This window comes from Brachybacterium sp. p3-SID1565 (genome assembly GCF_025143785.1).
Lineage (GTDB): Bacteria > Actinomycetota > Actinomycetes > Actinomycetales > Dermabacteraceae > Brachybacterium > Brachybacterium epidermidis.
Map to the genome: position 1 here is coordinate 1 of NZ_JAMBDS010000032.1, position 16756 is coordinate 16756.

Below are 16756 nucleotides of genomic sequence, written 5' to 3' on the forward strand. Positions count from 1 at the left end.
GGGGGGGGGGCCCCGCGATTCTCACGCTGCGCTCACTTCTTGTTGCGGCGCTGGTGACGAGTCTTGCGAAGCAGCTTGCGGTGCTTCTTCTTGGCCATGCGCTTGCGGCGCTTCTTGATGACAGAACCCATAGGTGCCTCAGTTCTGCAGGCATGAGCCTGCGGGTGGTCCAGCTGTTCGGGAGTGCGCGCCCCGCTCGCTCCCGCCTCAGCGCTGCTGCACGGGCGAGGGCACGGAGGAGCGCCACGGTCGACGCATCATTCTACACCCGACTCAGCGGGACTCCCCGGCCGCCAGTGCGAGATCGCTCGCAGCGGAGGCCGCACGGTCCAGCTGCTCCTGCACCGGATCCACCATCAGGTCATCGGCCACGTCGCGCACCCGCACGGTCAGCACCCGCCGGGCACGCCGCCGGTGCCAGGCGCCGGTCATCGCCGCGAGCGCCGCCCCGGTGATGCCCAGCAGGATGCCTGCGGCCACGCCCAGCACGATCAGGGCGGTGGGCAGCGGGATCGGGATCCACAGCTCCTCGATCATCGGCAGCGGCAGCGGGGGGATCCCGAAGAACACCAGGGCGGCGTTGAGGGCCAGCCAGCCCAGCCCCACCACCCAGGTGAGCAGGGCCAGCCACTGCAGCACGTCGAACACCGGCCACCACCAGGGCGTGGCCCGGCCCCGCAGATCGGCCTCGGCGACGGCCTGGTCCAGAGCGTCGGGCAGGGCCTCCTCGTGGGACCGGGCGGCACGGCGCACCGCCGATCGCCACGGATCGGTGCCGCCCTCGGAGGCGGCATCGGCGAAGGCGCGCACCCCACCGGAGGCGCGGGCGCGGGTCCCGGCATCGGGCTCGGGCAGGGAGGTGCGCTCCAGGCCCTCCTCGTCGCGCTCCTGACCGATGTTCAACCGCCGCAGCGGATCCGCGCGGAAGCGCCGCAGCCAGCGCAGCGGCGGCCATCCCACGCGGCCGGAGGCGCGGTAGCGGTAGGACGCGCCCACGGCCTTGGCGACCGGCTCCACACGCGCCGCGGCGGCCAGGTCCTCCGTCAGGGTGTCCACGGTGCCGTCGTCCACGCGCTCGCGCAGGCCGGCGGGATCGGCGGCCTCGCGCAGACGCTCGGCGGCGGAGGCGACATCGGCGCGCTGCCGCGAGGCCGCTGCATCGCGGGTGCGGGCGATGTCCAGCAGGTGGGTGCGCAGCTCCTCCAGGCCCTCACCGGTGGTGGCGGAGGCGGCGAGCACGGGCGCGGAGGTGAGGCCATCGGCCCGGGCGATGCCCTCCAGAGAAGCCACCACGGCCTCGCGCTCACCGGGCCGCACCCGGTCGATCTGGTTGAGCACGAACACGGTGACGGCGTCATGGCTCGCGAAGGGCTGGACGAACTCGCGGTGCAGCACCGCATCGGCGTACTTCTGAGGGTCGGTGACCCACACGATCACGTCGACCAGGCCGGTCATGCGTGCGGCGACGGCGCGGTTGTCCACCTGCACGGAGTCGAGGTCCGGCAGGTCCAGCAGCACCAGGCCGGGCGGCACCTCGGGATCGGCCGCCCGCAGCCGTCGCTTGCGGGCGGGCTCCTGGCCGGCCTTCTCCAGGGCCGTGCCGCTGCCGTCGAGGTGGTGGCGGTCCGGCACGCCCAGCCAGTCCAGCAGCTCGTCCGAGCCCACCTCGCCCAGCACCGCGGCGACCGGGCGGGAGGTGGTGGGGCGGCGCACCGCGGCCTTGGACACCTCGGTTCCGACCAGCGCGTTGACCAGGGAGGACTTCCCGGAGCCGGTGGCGCCGAACAGGCCGATCACGGTGTGCTCGGCGGAGAGTGCGCGGCGCCGGTCGATGCGGTCGATGATCTCGCGGGCGGCCTGGACCTCCCCGGTGGGGGCGACGTCCTCGAGCACCTCGACGGCGCGGTCCAGGGCGTCCAGGCGCTGCACCAGAGGGACGGTCTGATCCCCGCGTCGTCGACGGGGGCTCATCGGGGACCCTCCCAGTCTGCAGATGCCGTGCCCTGCTCGGGGCGTGCGCCGCGGTCCTCGCGGATCTCGGCGGCCAGGGCCTCGAGGGCGTCAGCATCGGCATCCAGCGCTTCGGCCCCGCCGATGCCGCTCAGCTCCGCCAGGCGGTCCTCGAAGGGCGCGGACCGCCCGGCGACCAGGGAGTCCAGGCGGGTGGTGAGGCGTTCGCGGGCGATGCGCGCCATGCGGCGCACGGCCTCGTCGCCGAAGAGGGTCTCCAGCAGCTTCTGGCCGACCACGGCGGTGCCGGCCCCCACGCCGACCTCGAGGCCGGTGGGGATGAAGGCGGTGGAGGCGAACACGGCGATCATCAGTGCCACCCCGACCACGTTGACACCGAGGGACATCAGCCGGGCCTGGGTGCGACGGTCCGCGCCTTCCTGGCGCACCAGCTCCAGCACGTCGCCCTGCCAGGCGCGCACGGCAGCGGCGACCTCCTCCCCGTACCCGTCGGGGATGCGGGAGAGGTCCTGGCCCTCGGCGAGGTAGCGCCCGGCGGGGCTGCTGCGCCAGGACTGCTCGGCGCGCTCGGCACCGCGTGCGGTCTCGTCGATGACCACGTGCACGAGGCTCGTGCCCAGGGCCTGCTCCGCGGCGACCGAGGGGGCGGGGCGGCCGCTGAGCATCTCGCCGATGCGATCGCGCATGCGCCCCACGAAGCTCTCCACCCCGCGGAAGAACTCGCCGGTGCCCACCACGTCCTGCCAGCGGGCCAGCACCTCGCCTCGGAGCAGGGAGCCGTCCCCGATGGACTGCTCGATGCGGTCGCGGGCATCGGCGAAGGCGGCCACCACCTCGGCGTGCAGGCGGTCCCGCTCGGACTCCTGCATGCGGGCATGGTCGGCGATCTCGCGGGCGGAGCCGGCCAGGCGGCCCACGGCCCCGGCGAGGGTGCGGCGGGCGATCGCTCCGCGGCCCTCCGCATCGGCGGCGAGGTCCCGCAGGTGCCCGGTGAGCTCGCCGACGGCGGCAGCGGGCAGCATGCCGCGCTCGTCGACCTCGCTCTCGACCACCAGGAACAGGCGTGCCACCTCGATGCCCTCGCGATCCAGCATGGCGCGCAGGTCCGGGCCCAGCTCCTCGGCGACGCCGGGCCTGTCCGGAATGCGGTTCATCACCACGGCGACGGTGACGTCCCGCTCGGCGGCGGTGCGCAGCACCTCCCAGGGCACGGCGTCCGCGTAGCGGTTGGCGGTGGTGACGAACAGCCACAGGTCGGCGGCGCGCAGCAGCTGGCGGGCCAGCTCCCGGTTCCCGGTGGAGACGGAGTCGATGTCGGGGGCATCCAGGATCGCCAGGCCCCGGGGGATGGAGGGCTCGGCGCGCAGCTCGAGGCTGGTGGCGGCGGCCTCGTCCCCGGCACCGGCCGCCCCGGCATCACCGCCGGCGGGGGGAAGGGCCTCCTGCGCTGCGACGGGCTGGCCGTCCCCGCGCACCCGCGCCAGGCCCGGCAGGATCCGCGAGCCGGCGAACCAGGCGGAGTCCTCGGGATGGTGCAGCAGCACGGGCCGCCGGGTGGTGGGGCGGATGGCGCCGGTGCGGCTGACCGGATGCCCCACCAGGGCGTTGACGAGGGTGGACTTGCCGGCACCGGTGGAGCCGCCCACCACCACCAGCAGCGGGGCGTCCAGGGAGGCCAGGCGCGGAGCGACGTGGTCGGCGAGCTGGGACAGGGCCCCGGAGACCTCCCGGCGGGCCTGCTCCGCTCCCTCGATGGGCAACGGGAGCTCCAAGGAGCGCAGGTCCTCGGCGAAGGTGCCGAGCACGGTGGGCTGCTCCGTGGTGATGGATCCCCGGTCGTTCATGGTTCCCCCGTCGGGACGGTGATGTGACGGGCTCATTGTGGCAGGTGTCCCTCCCGCGACGGATGCTCGGCGAGGGCCGGGCACCGATCCGCCGTGGTCGTCAGTCGTGGAACGGGTCCAGGCCCCATTCGGGGAAGGCGGCCCGGCGGGCGGCCTGGACCGCTCGGTCCAGAGGATCCTCCGGATCGAAGCCGGATTCCCAGTCGCGCACGGCCAGCGGCCTGCCGTCCCCGAAGGTGCGGATCGCCGGCTCCGGGGTGAGCCCGTGCTCGAGTCGCGCGCGGGCCTCCGCGTTCAGGTAGGCCTGCGGCAGGGGTTGATCGGGGTCCACCGGGTCACCGGTGGCCACCGCGATCAGGTGCGCCCAGGAGCGCGGCACCACGTCCACCACCGCGTACCCGCCGCCGCCCAGGGCCAGCCAGCGGCCCTCGCACACCTCGTCGGCGATCTCGCGCATCAGCACCATCACCGCGCGCTGCGCCTCCAGGGAGACGGTGAAGTCGGCCAGGGGGTCCACCCGATGGGTGTCCGCTCCGTGCTGGGTGACCAGCAGGGTGGGGCGGATCGCTCGGGCCAGCGCGGGCACCGTGGCGCGGATCGCCCGCACCCAGCCGTCGGCATCGGTGCGGGGCGGCAGAGGGACGTTGATCGCGGAGCCCAGCGCACCCGCACCGCCGGTGTCCTGCACGAAGCCGGTGCCGGGGAACAGGTGCTCCCCGCTCTCGTGGATGGAGACGGTGACGGCCCGGGGCTCGTCCCACAGGGCCCGTTCCACGCCGTCGCCGTGGTGGACGTCCACGTCGACGTACAGCACTCGCGGCTCGCCCTCGTCGATGGCGTGGCGGATGGCGATCGCCGCGTCGTTGTACACGCAGAACCCGGAGGCCCGGCCGGGACGGGCATGGTGCATGCCGCCGGCCACGTTGACCGCGCGGGCGACGCGGCCCGAGCGGATCGCGTCGATCGCCGCGATCGAGCCGCCGACGATCTGGGCCGAGGCCTCGTGCATGCCGGGGAAGGCAGGGACGTCGTCCCCGCCGATGCCCACGCCGATCAGCTCGTCGTGCGCCTCCAGCAGCAGCGGGGTGGAGGCGCGCCGTACCGCTTCGATGTAGGGGCGCTCGTGCACGGTGGCCAGCTGCTCCTGGCTCGCCACCGGCGCCTCGATCACCTCGACGCCGGGACGATCCAGCAGTCCGGCCGCCCGCGCCAGGTCGAGGGTGAGGGTCAGGCGCACCGGGGACATGGGGTGGTAGGGCCCGAAGTCGTAGCGGCAGAACCCCTCGTCCCACACCACCGCGCAGGAATCCGCAGTGGTGGTGGGCGGCGCGTCGTCTGCCAGCATGCCCCGAAGCGTACCCAGCGCAGGCCGGATGCGGACGTAGACTGCGCCGCGACGAGGGCGCGCAGCTGCGCGGGCCCCGAAGACCAGCAGGAGGTGCCATGGCCGTTCGCGTGACGGGCACCCCGAGCCATCTGCCGCCCATGTCGCGCAATGCCCGCTGGCGGCGCGCGATCAGCGAGTTCTTCGAGGAGCTGGGACGCTCCTCCCCCGCGCGCCTGCTGCTGATCGTGTTCACCGCCATGATCGGCGTGTTCACCGCGCTGCTGTCACTGCCGATCGCCGCGGCCGACGGGCAGCGCACCCCCTTCGTGGACGCCCTGTTCACCGCTGTCTCCGCGATCTGCGTGACGGGCCTGGTGACCGTGGACACCGGCACCCACTGGTCCACCTTCGGGCTGGTGGTCATCATGATCGCGATGAAGGTGGGCGGGCTGGGCGTGCTCACCCTGGCCTCCCTGCTGGGACTGTCGGTGCTGCGGTCGATGGGGCTCGCGCAGCGCCTGATCGCGGCGCGGGAGACCCGCGCCGAGCAGTTGGCCGAGGTGGGCGGGGTGCTGCGCACCATCGTGATCACCTCGACCGCCTTCGAGGCGGCCACCTTCGTGGCGCTGACGCCGTACATGATCGTCACCGAGCACGGCCTGGGCGAGTCGCTGTTCCTGGGGCTGTTCTACGCGATCAGCGCGTTCAACAACGCGGGGTTCGTCCCCGAGGCGGCCGGCACCGCGCAGTACCTGGCCGATCCGTTCTTCACCGTTCCGGTGGGCCTCGCGGTCGCGGTGGGATCGCTGGGCTTCCCGGTGATCCTGGCGGTGGCCCGCGCCTGGCGCACGCCCCGCCGCTGGTCCCTGCACTCCAAGCTCACCCTCGCGACCTCGGGGATCCTGCTGGTGGCCGGCTGGCTGGGGCTGCTGCTGATGGAGTGGTCCAATCCGGCCACCCTGGGTGAACACTCGGTGGGCACCAAGCTGCTGGCGGCGGCCTTCGCCTCGGTGATGCCGCGCTCCGGGGGCTTCGCCACCCTGGACATCGGCCAGATGACCGGTGAGTCGCGCCTGTTCATCGACCTGCTGATGTTCATCGGCGGCGGTTCGGGCTCCACCGGCGGCGGCATCAAGGTGACCACCTTCGCGCTGCTGGTGCTGTCGATCTGGGCGGAGATCCGTGGCAACCCCGATGTGGAGGCCTTCGGCCGGCGCATCCCGCAGGAGACGATCCGGCAGGCGATCGGCGTGCTGGTGATGAGCGCGGCGGTGGTGTTCGCGGCCACCTTCGCGCTGCTGCGCATCACCCCCTTCACCCTGGACCAGACCCTGTTCGAGGCGCTCTCCGCCTTCGGCACCGTGGGCCTGAGCACCGGCATCACCCCGGATCTCTCCGGCCCAGCGAAGTACGTGATCATCGTGTGCATGTACGTGGGGCGCCTGGGCCCGATGACCCTGGGGGCGGCGCTGGCACTGCGGCAGCGCTCGCGGATGGTGCGCCTGCCGCACGAGCGCCCGGTGGTGGGCTGATCACGCAGGAGTCCGGCACGGACCTAGACTGTGGCGGCCGACGAAGGAGGAGACGTGCCTCGCAGAGAACGCGACGACAGCGGAGTGCTGGTGATCGGCCTGGGTCGGTTCGGCGCCTCGATCGCCCTGACCCTCGAGGAGCTGGGCACCGACGTGCTCGCCGTGGACACCCGTGACGACCTGGTGCAGGAGTACTCCGGCCGCCTCACCCACGTGGTGCAGGCCGACGCCACCCAGATGGAGTCCCTGGCACAGATCGGTGCCGCGGAGTTCTCCGTGGCGGTGGTGGGCGTGGGCACCTCCCTGGAGGCCAGCGTGCTGATCACCGCGAACCTGGTGGACCTGGGCAAGCCGGTGATCTGGGCGAAGGCGATCTCCTCCTCGCACGGCAAGATCCTGGAGCGGATCGGCGCCCATCACGTGGTGTTCCCGGAGGCCGACGCCGGCCGTCGCGTGGCCCACCTGGTCAACGGCCGTCTGCTGGACTTCATCGAGTTCGACGACGGCTTCGCGATCGTGAAGATGCGGCCCCCGCGTGAGACCCAGGGCTACACGCTGGCGCAGTCGGACATCCGCGCCACCTACGGCGTGACCGTGGTGGGTGTGAAGTCCCCGGGCCGGGACTTCACCTACGCCACGCCGGAGACCATCGTGACCCAGCACGACCTGCTGATCGTCTCGGGGCACACCGACCTGATCGAGCGGTTCTCCACCCGTCCGTGAACCTCACTCCCCGGTGAGCTCGCGTGAGCGCTCGGCGGCGGCCTGCATGGCCGCGGCGATGCCGGGGCGCACGCCCTGGCGCTCCATCACCGCCAGGCCCTCGACGGTGGTACCCCCGGGGCTGGACACCCCGTTCTTGGCGACCGCGGGGTGCTGACCTGTCCGCATCAGCATGGTGGCGGCGCCGCGCACGGTCTGCTGCACCAGGCGGTCAGCCAGATCGCGCTTCAGTCCCAGCCGCACGGCCTCGTCGGTCATCGCCTCGATCAGGGAGAAGGTGAAGGCCGAGAGCGAGCCCGCGGCGCCGATGAAGGCGTGGACCTGCTCCTCGGTGATGTCCTCGACCACCCCGGCCTGCGCGAACAGGGCACGCACCAGCGCGTGCTGCGACTCGGTGACGGCGCTGCCACGCATCAGCCCAACGGCGCCCTCCCCCACGGAGATGGGGGTGTTGGGCATCGCCCGCACGACGGGGTGGCCCGCCGGCAGCACGTCCTCGATGGCCTGCAGGGTGATCCCGGCGGCCAGGGAGATCACGATGGCGTCCTCGCGGATCAGTTCGGCGATCTCCGAGGTGAGCTCCACGATCTGGTACGGCTTGACGCCGAGGACCACCACGTCGGCCTCGCGCAGCGCGGAGGCGCGGTCCTCGACAGCGGTCGCGCCGAGCTCCTGGGCGGCGCGGGCACTGCTGTCCGGGGTGGAATTGGAGATCAGCACCGTGCCGGCATCGGCCCCGGAGGCGAGGAACGCCTGCACCACGGGGCCGCCCATGTTGCCCGCCCCGATCACCACGATGGTGAGGTCCGCGAGGTCGTGACCGGGGGCCTCGGATTCGGCACCGTCAGAACGGGATGACGCAACCGGGGCTGCTGCGTCCCCAGCTGCTGCATCGGCGGTGGCTGCATCGGGGCGGGCCGTGGTCCGGGGCGTGGTGCTGTCCGTCATGGATCCCAGGGTAGTGGCCGGTCTCGGGAGCAGCACCGCGCACGGAGCCCGAGGAACCGGAGCCGGCGGAGGGGTTCAGGATCCAGCGGGTGTGATCGCGGAGGGGTCGCCACCGCCGCCCGTGTCCCGATCGCGGTCGATGGTGCGCCCTTCGATCAGCACCAGCAGCTGCACCAGGACCACTCCGCCGATCGCCGTGGCGATCAGCAGCGGCCAGTTCGCCTCCGGTGCCAGCAGGCCTCCGCCGGCGTCCTGCCAGGGCCACAGGGTGCGCAGGGCTCCGATCATCAGACCGGCCAGCACCACCATGGTGCCGCGGTGGTGCCGCACCAGCAGCACGCGCATGATCCGCACGATCACCACCAGCCCCACCAGCGCCCACAGCCCGAACCAGGCGATGTAGCCGATGTCCAGCGCATCGACCGCGCGCAGCGTGGGCTGGTAGAGACCCAGGGTGAGCAGGATGAACGAGCCGGACAGGCCCGGCAACACCAGGGCACACACGGCGATCGCGGCGGCAGGGGCGATCACCCACGGGCTCGGCTCGAGGGCCGTCCCGGGCAGGGAGGTGGCCACGAACGCTCCGAGGGCACCGGCGGCGAACAGTGCCAGCTCGGGCGCGCGCCAGGCGCCGCCGGAGAGCTTGATCGGCACCAGCACACTGCCCAGCACCAGGCCGAAGAACAGGGCCCGCATCAGCTGGGGACTGGTCTCCACCAGGTGGGCCATGGGACCGGCAACCAGCAGCACGGCCAGCGCCATGCCGATCATCAGCGGCACCACCAGCACCCAGGGCACCGCCCGGAGCTCGTTGCGGACACCCTGGCGGCGGTCAGGCCCGGTGACCAGGCGCCGCACCGCGGAGGTGAGGTGGTGGCCGGAATCGATCAGCTCGTCGTAGATCCCGGTGACCAGGGCTACGGTGCCGCCGCTGACACCGGGGATGGTCTCCACCAGGCCGATCAGCGCGCCGCGAGCGGCATTGCCGAGGACGTTGCGGTGGCGTGGCCCGCGGACGGTCTCCTGCGGGGAGGGGGACGTCGCCGTGGTGGTCGTGGTGGCCGCGCTCTCGGTCATCGCTCCAGCGTACGTCTCGGGTGGCCGGGGGTCAGCGGCCGCGGCCCCAGTGGGGAGGCACATCACCCGCGATGCGGGCGTCGTTGGACTCATCGGCACCCGGCTCCGACTGGTCCTCGTCCAGACGGTCCGGGAGGATCGGTCGCCGCCGGTCCGAAGCGCTGCCGGTGGCGCGGGGGCAACCCGCGCCGGCCGACGCGCCCGGGTCACGCGTCGTGCCCGCATCGGGATCCCACTCCATCGGCTTGCCGGTGAGGGAGGAGATCACCACCGGCCCGCGCCGAGGCCGGTGCTCCCCTCCCCCGGGGCGCTCGGTGCTCATTGCCGCTCCTGGTAGCGGCGGATCGCGCTGGAGACGGACACGTCCAGCAGCACGGAGCGCTGCTCAAAGCCCAGGAAGCTGCGCACCTCCGTGGCCAGGTGCTCCTCGAGGCGGGCACGGCCGTCGGAGCAGATGTACTCCACCACCGCGTCGAAGTCCTCACTGGAGTAGAACGAGAGCGGGTGCCCGGCGGGGATCTGCGGCCGCGGGAGGCGGTGGCGCACGGTGCCCACACCGGTGAGGGCATCGGCCTGCTCGTCGGTCTGCACCAGGCGCAGGGCCCGCTCCACGGCGCGGCGGATCCGCTCGGCCTCCCCGTCGGGGTCGATGAACAGCGCCCAGGACCACACCCGTTCGGTGGCCCAGCCTGCCTCCTCCAGTCGCTCGGCGCGCAGGCGGTCGCGCTCGCGCTGACTGGCGGTGCCCACGTAGCGGGAGCCGTCGGTGTCCACGGCCAGCAGCAGGCGGCCGGGCAGCTCGGGGTGGCCCAGGGCCAGTTCGATGCGGTCCGAGGTGGGCCCGAAGTCGCTCTCCACCACGAGTCCCAGCCGCCAGAGACGATCGGCGAGGTCCCTCACCAGGGCATCGGTCTCCAGCTCCCCGGCCGGGCTGTCGACGGGCTCCTGCGCGGCGCTGTCGACGGGCTCCTGTGCGGCGTCGTCCGCTGGCTGCTCCGCCGTGCCCTCCTCCTCGGCGTCGGCCGCGGCCTCGGACGAGCTGTCGACTGCCGCCGCCTGCGGCCCGGGACCCGACTCATCCTCGGCGGTGGCATCGAGCGCTGCGGTGTCGCCGGTGGACTTGCGGGCCAGGGCGGCCTCGAGGGCGGCGTCGAAGTCCTCGTCGGACATCTCCGCCCCCTCGGCACGGCCGCCATCAGGGGCCTGTGCGGGCATCGACGTCTCGGCCTCGTCGGGGCTGCTGTGCGCGGCCTCCGGCGCCGGCTCGGCCGCGGCGTCGGGGTCGGGAGTCGGGTCGGGTGTGGGTGCGGGTGCGGGTGCGGGTGCGGGTACGGGCTGCGCTGGGGTCACCTGATCGCTTCCGGTCAGGGCCGCCACCTGCGGCACCACCTCGACGTCGGCCCCGCCGCGCAGCACCCAGAGCATGGCGCGCAGATCCCGGGCGCCGTCGGAGCGCAGACGCGCGGGGTCCAGGTCCTGCACATCGATCGAGGAGACCACGGTGGTGCGACCCCGCGCTCGGGTGATGACGGTGGCCAGGGCCTTGCGGCCCCCGGCCTCCGACAGTGGGCCGAAGCGGTGCAGCAGGCGTCCGTGCGGGGTGCGGCCGAAGCCCACCGAGACGATCACGTCATCGCGCACGATGCTCGAGGCGTGGGCGGCCGGCAGCACGGTGAAGAACTCCTTGGCGGCAGGGTCGAAGAAGCCGCGCAGTGCCGGGATCACCGCGACGGTCTGCATGATCCGCTCCATCAGGCGCCGGGCATGCTCCTCGGTGAAGGTGAGCACCGCGAGGGACCGCTCCGGGCGGCTGCGGGCGTGCTCGATCACCAGGTCGGTGACCCGGCGCAGCTCACCCTCGGTGCTCTCCACGTACTCCATGCCGGCGGTGACCGGACCGCGCCCGTTCTCCACCAGCACCAGGCGGTCCGGTTCGGAGGCGACCGGACTGGGCACGGCCTGCACCTCGCGCACCAACGCGCGGCGCTGGGCGAAGGCGCGGAGCCCCTCGGCGGCGGGGCGGTCGTCCCGCCCCAGCTCCACGTGGGTGGCGATCCGCAGCATGTCGTCCAGCAGGCTGGGCTGCTGGTCCCCTCCGTACTCCAGCGGGTCACCGACCACCACGGTCTGGGCTGCTCGCACGATCGACGGCAGCGCCGCAGCGGTGGGCAGCCGCCCGCCGTCGGCCACGATCACCACGTCGAAGTGACGGCCGCGCGGGATCACCTGGGGCACCAGGTACGGGGAGGCCAGCCAGGTGGGGCGCGAGCGGAACAGGATGTCCTCGTACTTGGCGGAGAGGTCCCGGATGGAGACGGTGGAGGCCCGGGCCAGCTCGGCGATCGCCGCCCGGGAGGTGTCGGGGTAGGCCTTCATGGTGCGCACCCGCACCTCGTCGGCAGCGGCGTGGACGCGGGCGGAGGAGCCGGCCAGGTGCTCGGCGTCCAGGCGCCGGAACCGCTCGGCGACCTGGGAGAGGGAGGTGCCGTCGTACTGGGAGATGGTGGGCTCCGCGCCGGCGATGAACTCCAGCACACTGCGCCACCACGCCAGGTCCAGCTCGCTGGTGACGTGGACGGCCGGTACGCGGCGGGTGCGCAGGTCCTCCACCAGCTCACCGAGCCCATCGAAGTCCAGGCGGCGCAGCAGCTCGGTGCGACGCGGCAGGGTCTCCAGGTCGTCGCGGTCGCGGTCCAGGGCGTCCAGGCGCTGCTGGAGCTGCTCGAAGGGGGTGCGGGCCAGGGCGTGACCGGCCTCGGTGCCGTCCAGCAGCACGGAGAGCTCATCGAGGATCCGCTGGGCGTGCTGGGCGGTGGAGCGCACCTGATCGAGGTTCTCGGGGACGGAGGGGAGGACGGAGTCCTCCTGGGCGACCTGCCGCCAGGAGTCCCGCACCCGGCGCGCGTCCATCAGGTCGCGGTGCAGGTCCGTGGTGAGGGAGGCCGGGCGCTGCAGCGCCTCGCCCTCCTTGCGCAGTCGGCGCCGCACTCCCCACCCCATGGTGACGCCGTTCTCGGCGCGCCAGGTCTTGTCTCCGGTGGCGGCCACCAGGTCGGCGAGCTCGGCACGGAACACGGCCGGCTGGAAGATCGTGAGCACGCCGCGCACGCGCTCCAGCATCGACAGGCGCCCCAGCAACTCGTCGAGGGAGTCGACGGGGCGCAGTCCGATCCTCTCCCCGGTCGCGGTGGCGGCGCGGTGCAGCTGGGGCAGCATGCCCTCCCGCAGTTCGTCGACCAGGGCGGCGGCGCGCTCGGCCTGGGTGTCGGAGCTGATGGGCGCCCCGTACCAGGCGGTGGTCTCCGGGCCGGTGCTGAGCACGCCCACGGTCGCCGCCTCGCGCAGGGCGGAGGCGTACCTCTCGCGCTCCTGGCCGATCATCTGGGCGGCCACGTCCGAGCGCAGCCGCACGGTGGTGCGCGGCGCGGGCCGCTGGCGGGTCAGTGCCGCGAGCGCGGAGATCGCATCGTGGGCGGAGGCACCCCATGGCTGCTGGATCCGGTGCATGGCCTCGACGTGGCCGGTGAGGATCTCGCGGGTGCGGGTGAGCTCCTCCGGTTCGGCGGCGGAGTCCTCGGCTCCCAGGCCGAAGGTTCCTGCCCTCCGCAGGCTGCGCAGAAGGGAGGCGGAGGCGTTGCGCTGCAGGGACGGATCCGGGGAGAGGTCGAAGAGCAGCTCGTCGATGCCCCGCTGCTCGGCGCTGGCGGTGAGCTGGGCGAGGTTGCGGCGGCGCTGGGAGACCACCAGCACGCTGCGGCCGCGGGCGTTGAGCTCCTCGGCCAGGTCCACCACCAGGTCGAGGGTGTCCGCGCCGGGGGGCGCCGCGATCGCCAGGTGCTTGCCGGCCAGCACGTGGGCGAGTGCCTCCCGGTGGTCCGGGTCCACGGCCGCGACCAGCTCGTCCTCCGGGACCAGCACGTCCAGATCCGGGTCGTCCTGCTCCGGAGCATCCCGGCCCGGGTCCCGCCGAAGGGTGTCGTCCTGGTCCTGGTGGCCCTCCTCCTGCTCCCGGACTCCGGCCCGCACCTCGTCCCGTGCGGGCCCGTGGCCGGCGAGTGCGGCCACCACGGGGCTGCTCGCCCAGTCGCCCAGGTCGGAGGCGAGGTCCTCCCCCACCGAACCGGCGGCGTCCATGATGTTGCCGACCACCAGCGCGTGGGTGATGCGGAAGCCCGGCAGGGGCTGGCCGAGGGCGCGGAAGGCGTCCAGCACCGGGTTGGGGTCGAAGCCGTGGGTGCTGTCGGTGGTGGCCAGGAGAGCTCGGGCATCGACCGCGACGCCGGCCTCGCGCAGGGCGCGCAGCAGCACCGGGTTGAGATCTGCGGTGGCGTCGAGGTCGAGGTCGACGTCCTCGCGGGCGTTGCCGCGCAGGCGCAGGGTGATGGGCCGTACCAGCACCGGTGCGTGCACGGGCTCGGAGCCGTCCTCCGGGTGCCAGGTGGCCTCGCCGATGCCCAGGTGGCAGGTGGTCAGGCCCACCTCCTCGGCGTGACGCTCCGCGATCTCCCGCAGGGTGCGGGCATGGGCGCGTGCATCTGCCAGCGCGCCCACCTCCCGCACCAGCGAGGACAGCCGGGTGGGGCCCCGCCCGGCCAGCAGCTGCGCAAGGCCCGAGGGGTGGGAATGGGTGAGGTCCAGGAAGGTGGTGCCGGCGCGCATCTGGGTGAGGAAGGAAGGCGCGGTCTCACCGCCGGTGATCTGCTGGCGCCAGCGGTCCAGGGCATCGGACACCACGTCCTCGCGGCTGAGGGGGCGGTGCTCGCGCGGGAGCCGGGGAAGAGAGTCCTCGTCCTGCTCGGGGGCGGTGCCGGCATCGGCCCCGCCCAGGCGCTGCTCGACCACGACATCGACCCCGGGGTGGCGCGGGGGCTCACCGCCGGCGCGTCGCCGCTCGGCCAGGTGCGCACCGTGGTGGGCGGCGCCGGGGGCGTCGGCGCTGTGGGGTCCGGCGGCCGGGACGGACGTGCCGTCGCCGTGGGCATCACCCGTGGCGGAGGGGGCGCGGGTGCTGCCGCGGGTCGCCGCCGGGGCGTCGTCGCGGCGGCCGGCAGGCGGGGCCGACGGGTCGGGGCTCTTCTTCCCGCGCAGGAATCTCCACATAGTCCGCAACGCTACCGGGGTCGCGCCACAGGCAGGCGCAGGCGTGCCGTAGGGGGCGTCAGGCGTGCCTCACAGCGGGGTCGCGCTCGGCGCGAGTGCCGTGTTCACACCTCGTGCAGGCGCACTGAGGACTCCTCGAGGTGCTCGCGCAGCTCCGGGGTGACGGGCCCGGCGATCACCAGGTCGGTGAGTGCGGAGATGGGACAGATGCCGGCGAGCGCACGGTGCCCGATCTTCTCGGCCGTGGCCAGGCCCACCACGCGGCGGGAGTGGCCGATCATGATCCGCGTGACCCCCGCTTCCGCATCGGAGTTGCAGGTCAGGCCGGCGTGGACGTCGAGGCCGACGGTGCCCACGAACATGGTGTCCAGCCAGAGGTCCCGCATGGTGGCGGTGGCCAGGGGGCCGGTGAGCTCGAAGGAGTAGGGCTCGGCCACGCCACCCAGCACCACGGTGCGCACGGCCGGTCGCAGCACGGTCTCGGTGGCGATGTTCAGCGCGGCGCACACCACGGTCAGGCCCGGGCGGCCGTCGCGCGAGTCGATGTCGGGCCGCGCCACGGCACGGCGGGCGGTGGAGGTGGTGGTGCGACCGCCGTTGAACCCGATGATCTGGCCGGGCACGACCAGGGAGGCGGCGTGCGTGGCCACGAGCTCCCTTTCGGCGGCAGCCTGGTCGGAGCTGCGCGGGGCGGTGGCCAGCGAGTAGGCGACGTCCACCGCGACGATCCCGCCGTGGGTGCGGCGGGCCAGCTGGGCACGCTCCATCTCCACGAAGTCGCGCCGCACCGTGGACTCGCTGATCCCCAGCTCGGCGGCGACCTCACCGACGCTCAATCGCTTGGCCTGGGACAGCAGCGTCAGCACGTGGTCCCAGCGGGCCGACTTGTCCCGGGCCGTGGTGGCAGAGGCCGACGCGCTGGACGGGGACGCGGCAGACGCAGCGGACCCCGAAGATCCGGGCAGGGGGCGGGGACCGGGCGCGCTCACGTTCACGCAGTCAGTATTGCGCGAGATGCGCCGATCTCGGGCCCGATCGGGCGGGATCGTTCAGTTTCGGTTCGAATCCGCGGTCTCAGTGGTGGGGGACACGATCCCGGATCTACGGTGGCGGTGCCGCCCCGGTCGGGGACGGCGACCGACGCGAGAGGAGAACGCCATGGGCATCGGCGATTCGCTGAACAATGCTTTCGACAAGGCCAAGGATCACGCGGAGAAGAACCCGGACAAGGTCGACCAGGCTTTCGAGCAGGGCACCAAGCACGTCACCGACCGCACCCCGGACCAGTACGACCAGCACGTCGAGAAGGGCTCCGACGCGGCGCGCGACCGCCTCGGCGGCGGCGCGGACGACGCCGCGGCCGACAAGGACCAGCAGCAGAAGTGACCGTCTGAGAACGGACCACGACGCCCCCGGTACCGAGCGGTGCCGGGGGCGTCGTTCTGTCCCGTGCGGGCAGCTGCGCGGTGTCACCGGCCAGCCGGCTTGCGGCCCCGGCGTGCTCGGGGGCGCCCCTCCCTCAGCGGCGGCGCAGGGCGAAGAAGGAGGCGAGGGCCACGCCCAGCACAGCCACGGCGATCACGCCGAGCAGCAGCGGCGTGGTCGAGGTCCCCTGCTCCTGGGTGGTGCCGTCGGCGGTGTCGCTCCCGGCGGTTTCTGCATCGGCGCCGTCCTGGGCGTCGGTGTCCTCCGCCTGCTGGGCGTCCTCGGCCTGCTGGGCGTCCTCGGACTCCATCGCACCGGCCTCGCCCTCGTCGCTCTCACCGTCTGTCTGCGCGGGGTCCTCCTCGCCTGAGCCTGCGCCACTGGCACCCGGCTCACCCTCGACGGTGAAGGTGATGGAGCCCTCGATGGGGTGGCCGTCGGAGGAGACCACGCGCCACTGGGCGGTGTGGGTCCCGGCGGGAAGGGGCTCGGTGATCTGCGCTGTCACGGTGGGGCCGTCGATCACGGGTTCGAGCACGATGGGCTCCCCGTCGCCACCCGGGCTGATCTGGACCACGGGGCTCACCTCGAGCACGTCCGCGGAGTAGGTGAGGGTGATCTGCTCAGGGGATGCCTCCAGGGTCGCGCCGTCGGCCGGGTCCGAGGAGATCAGCGTGTCGTGCGCGTGGGCGGGCACGGGCCCCAGCAGCATCACCGCCGCCATCGTCATGGCGGCGAGCAGGGCAAACAGCGCGCGAGGCGCGGCGGCGGTCGGCGGGGCGGGGCGGGAGAGGGTGGAGGTGCGCACC

Annotated in this window: 13 protein-coding genes; 3 read left to right on the forward strand and 10 right to left on the reverse strand. The window is 73.3% G+C overall.

Annotated features, from left to right (window positions below; translation table 11 throughout):
* Positions 1-32: 32 nt before the first annotated feature.
* From M4D54_RS08765 to M4D54_RS08780, 4 genes are all read right to left on the reverse strand, one after another.
* Positions 33-131 (reverse strand): 30S ribosomal protein bS22, encoded by a 99-nt coding sequence (locus tag M4D54_RS08765; protein WP_003792170.1) that lies wholly within the window; start codon positions 129-131, stop codon positions 33-35.
* Between the two features lie 142 nt (positions 132-273).
* Positions 274-1971 carry a dynamin family protein gene (locus M4D54_RS08770; protein WP_259890986.1) on the reverse strand — a complete coding sequence of 566 codons (1698 nt, stop codon included), beginning with the start codon at positions 1969-1971 and terminating at the stop codon, positions 274-276.
* Complete coding sequence (locus M4D54_RS08775; RefSeq protein WP_193864380.1) at positions 1968-3815, reverse strand: dynamin family protein; 1848 nt, start codon at positions 3813-3815, stop codon at positions 1968-1970. The genes M4D54_RS08770 and M4D54_RS08775 overlap by 4 nt, the downstream gene beginning before the upstream one ends.
* Before the next feature lie 100 nt (positions 3816-3915).
* Positions 3916-5160, reverse strand: coding sequence for an acetoin utilization protein AcuC (locus M4D54_RS08780; RefSeq protein WP_259890987.1), 1245 nt, complete (start codon positions 5158-5160; stop codon positions 3916-3918).
* A 98-nt stretch (positions 5161-5258) separates the two neighbouring features.
* Here M4D54_RS08780 and M4D54_RS08785 point away from each other — a divergent pair, with 98 nt between their 5' ends.
* Both M4D54_RS08785 and M4D54_RS08790 read left to right on the forward strand, forming a co-directional pair.
* Positions 5259-6674: a TrkH family potassium uptake protein gene (locus M4D54_RS08785; RefSeq protein ID WP_396121482.1), complete on the forward strand. Its 1416-nt coding sequence runs from the start codon at positions 5259-5261 to the stop codon at positions 6672-6674.
* Positions 6675-6728: 54 nt separating this feature from the next.
* Positions 6729-7397: a TrkA family potassium uptake protein gene (locus tag M4D54_RS08790; RefSeq protein WP_193864378.1), complete on the forward strand. Its 669-nt coding sequence runs from the start codon at positions 6729-6731 to the stop codon at positions 7395-7397.
* Positions 7398-7400: 3 nt separating this feature from the next.
* Here M4D54_RS08790 and proC read toward each other — a convergent pair whose 3' ends face one another.
* The 5 genes from proC to M4D54_RS08815 form a co-directional block, all read right to left on the reverse strand.
* On the reverse strand, positions 7401-8345 hold the full coding sequence (gene proC / locus M4D54_RS08795) for a pyrroline-5-carboxylate reductase (protein ID WP_259890988.1): 945 nt from the start codon (positions 8343-8345) through the stop codon (positions 7401-7403).
* Between the two features lie 75 nt (positions 8346-8420).
* The gene (locus M4D54_RS08800; protein WP_259890989.1) at positions 8421-9422 is read right to left on the reverse strand and encodes a DUF368 domain-containing protein; all 1002 of its coding nucleotides are present in this window, start codon (positions 9420-9422) and stop codon (positions 8421-8423) included.
* 31 nt (positions 9423-9453) lie between these two features.
* Positions 9454-9744, reverse strand: a complete 291-nt coding sequence (locus M4D54_RS08805) for a hypothetical protein (RefSeq protein WP_259890991.1) — start codon at positions 9742-9744, stop codon at positions 9454-9456.
* Positions 9741-14522: a hypothetical protein gene (locus M4D54_RS08810; RefSeq protein WP_259890993.1), complete on the reverse strand. Its 4782-nt coding sequence runs from the start codon at positions 14520-14522 to the stop codon at positions 9741-9743. The genes M4D54_RS08805 and M4D54_RS08810 overlap by 4 nt, the downstream gene beginning before the upstream one ends.
* A 104-nt stretch (positions 14523-14626) precedes the next feature.
* Positions 14627-15517, reverse strand: coding sequence for a DeoR/GlpR family DNA-binding transcription regulator (locus tag M4D54_RS08815; RefSeq protein ID WP_259890995.1), 891 nt, complete (start codon positions 15515-15517; stop codon positions 14627-14629).
* A gap of 163 nt (positions 15518-15680) precedes the next feature.
* Between M4D54_RS08815 and M4D54_RS08820 the strand changes: the two genes are divergently transcribed.
* Positions 15681-15908 carry an antitoxin gene (locus tag M4D54_RS08820; RefSeq protein ID WP_259792535.1) on the forward strand — a complete coding sequence of 76 codons (228 nt, stop codon included), beginning with the start codon at positions 15681-15683 and terminating at the stop codon, positions 15906-15908.
* A gap of 133 nt (positions 15909-16041) precedes the next feature.
* Here the strand turns inward: M4D54_RS08820 and M4D54_RS08825 are convergent, their stop codons facing one another.
* Positions 16042-16755, reverse strand: a complete 714-nt coding sequence (locus M4D54_RS08825; RefSeq protein WP_259890997.1) for a copper resistance CopC family protein — start codon at positions 16753-16755, stop codon at positions 16042-16044.
* Position 16756 lies beyond the last annotated feature (1 nt).

Bases quoted from the DNA above. Each gene is read 5' to 3' on its own strand.
- M4D54_RS08765 (WP_003792170.1), bottom strand. From the start codon at position 131: ATGGGTTCTGTCATCAAGAAGCGCCGCAAGCGCATGGCCAAGAAGAAG.
- M4D54_RS08810 (WP_259890993.1), bottom strand. From the start codon at position 14,522: ATGTGGAGATTCCTGCGCGGGAAGAAGAGCCCCGACCCGTCGGCCCCG.
- M4D54_RS08770 (WP_259890986.1), bottom strand. From the start codon at position 1,971: ATGAGCCCCCGTCGACGACGCGGGGATCAGACCGTCCCTCTGGTGCAG.
- M4D54_RS08775 (WP_193864380.1), bottom strand. From the start codon at position 3,815: ATGAACGACCGGGGATCCATCACCACGGAGCAGCCCACCGTGCTCGGC.
- M4D54_RS08785 (WP_396121482.1), top strand. From the start codon at position 5,259: ATGGCCGTTCGCGTGACGGGCACCCCGAGCCATCTGCCGCCCATGTCG.
- M4D54_RS08805 (WP_259890991.1), bottom strand. From the start codon at position 9,744: ATGAGCACCGAGCGCCCCGGGGGAGGGGAGCACCGGCCTCGGCGCGGG.
- M4D54_RS08820 (WP_259792535.1), top strand. From the start codon at position 15,681: ATGGGCATCGGCGATTCGCTGAACAATGCTTTCGACAAGGCCAAGGAT.
- M4D54_RS08780 (WP_259890987.1), bottom strand. From the start codon at position 5,160: ATGCTGGCAGACGACGCGCCGCCCACCACCACTGCGGATTCCTGCGCG.
- M4D54_RS08800 (WP_259890989.1), bottom strand. From the start codon at position 9,422: ATGACCGAGAGCGCGGCCACCACGACCACCACGGCGACGTCCCCCTCC.
- proC (WP_259890988.1), bottom strand. From the start codon at position 8,345: ATGACGGACAGCACCACGCCCCGGACCACGGCCCGCCCCGATGCAGCC.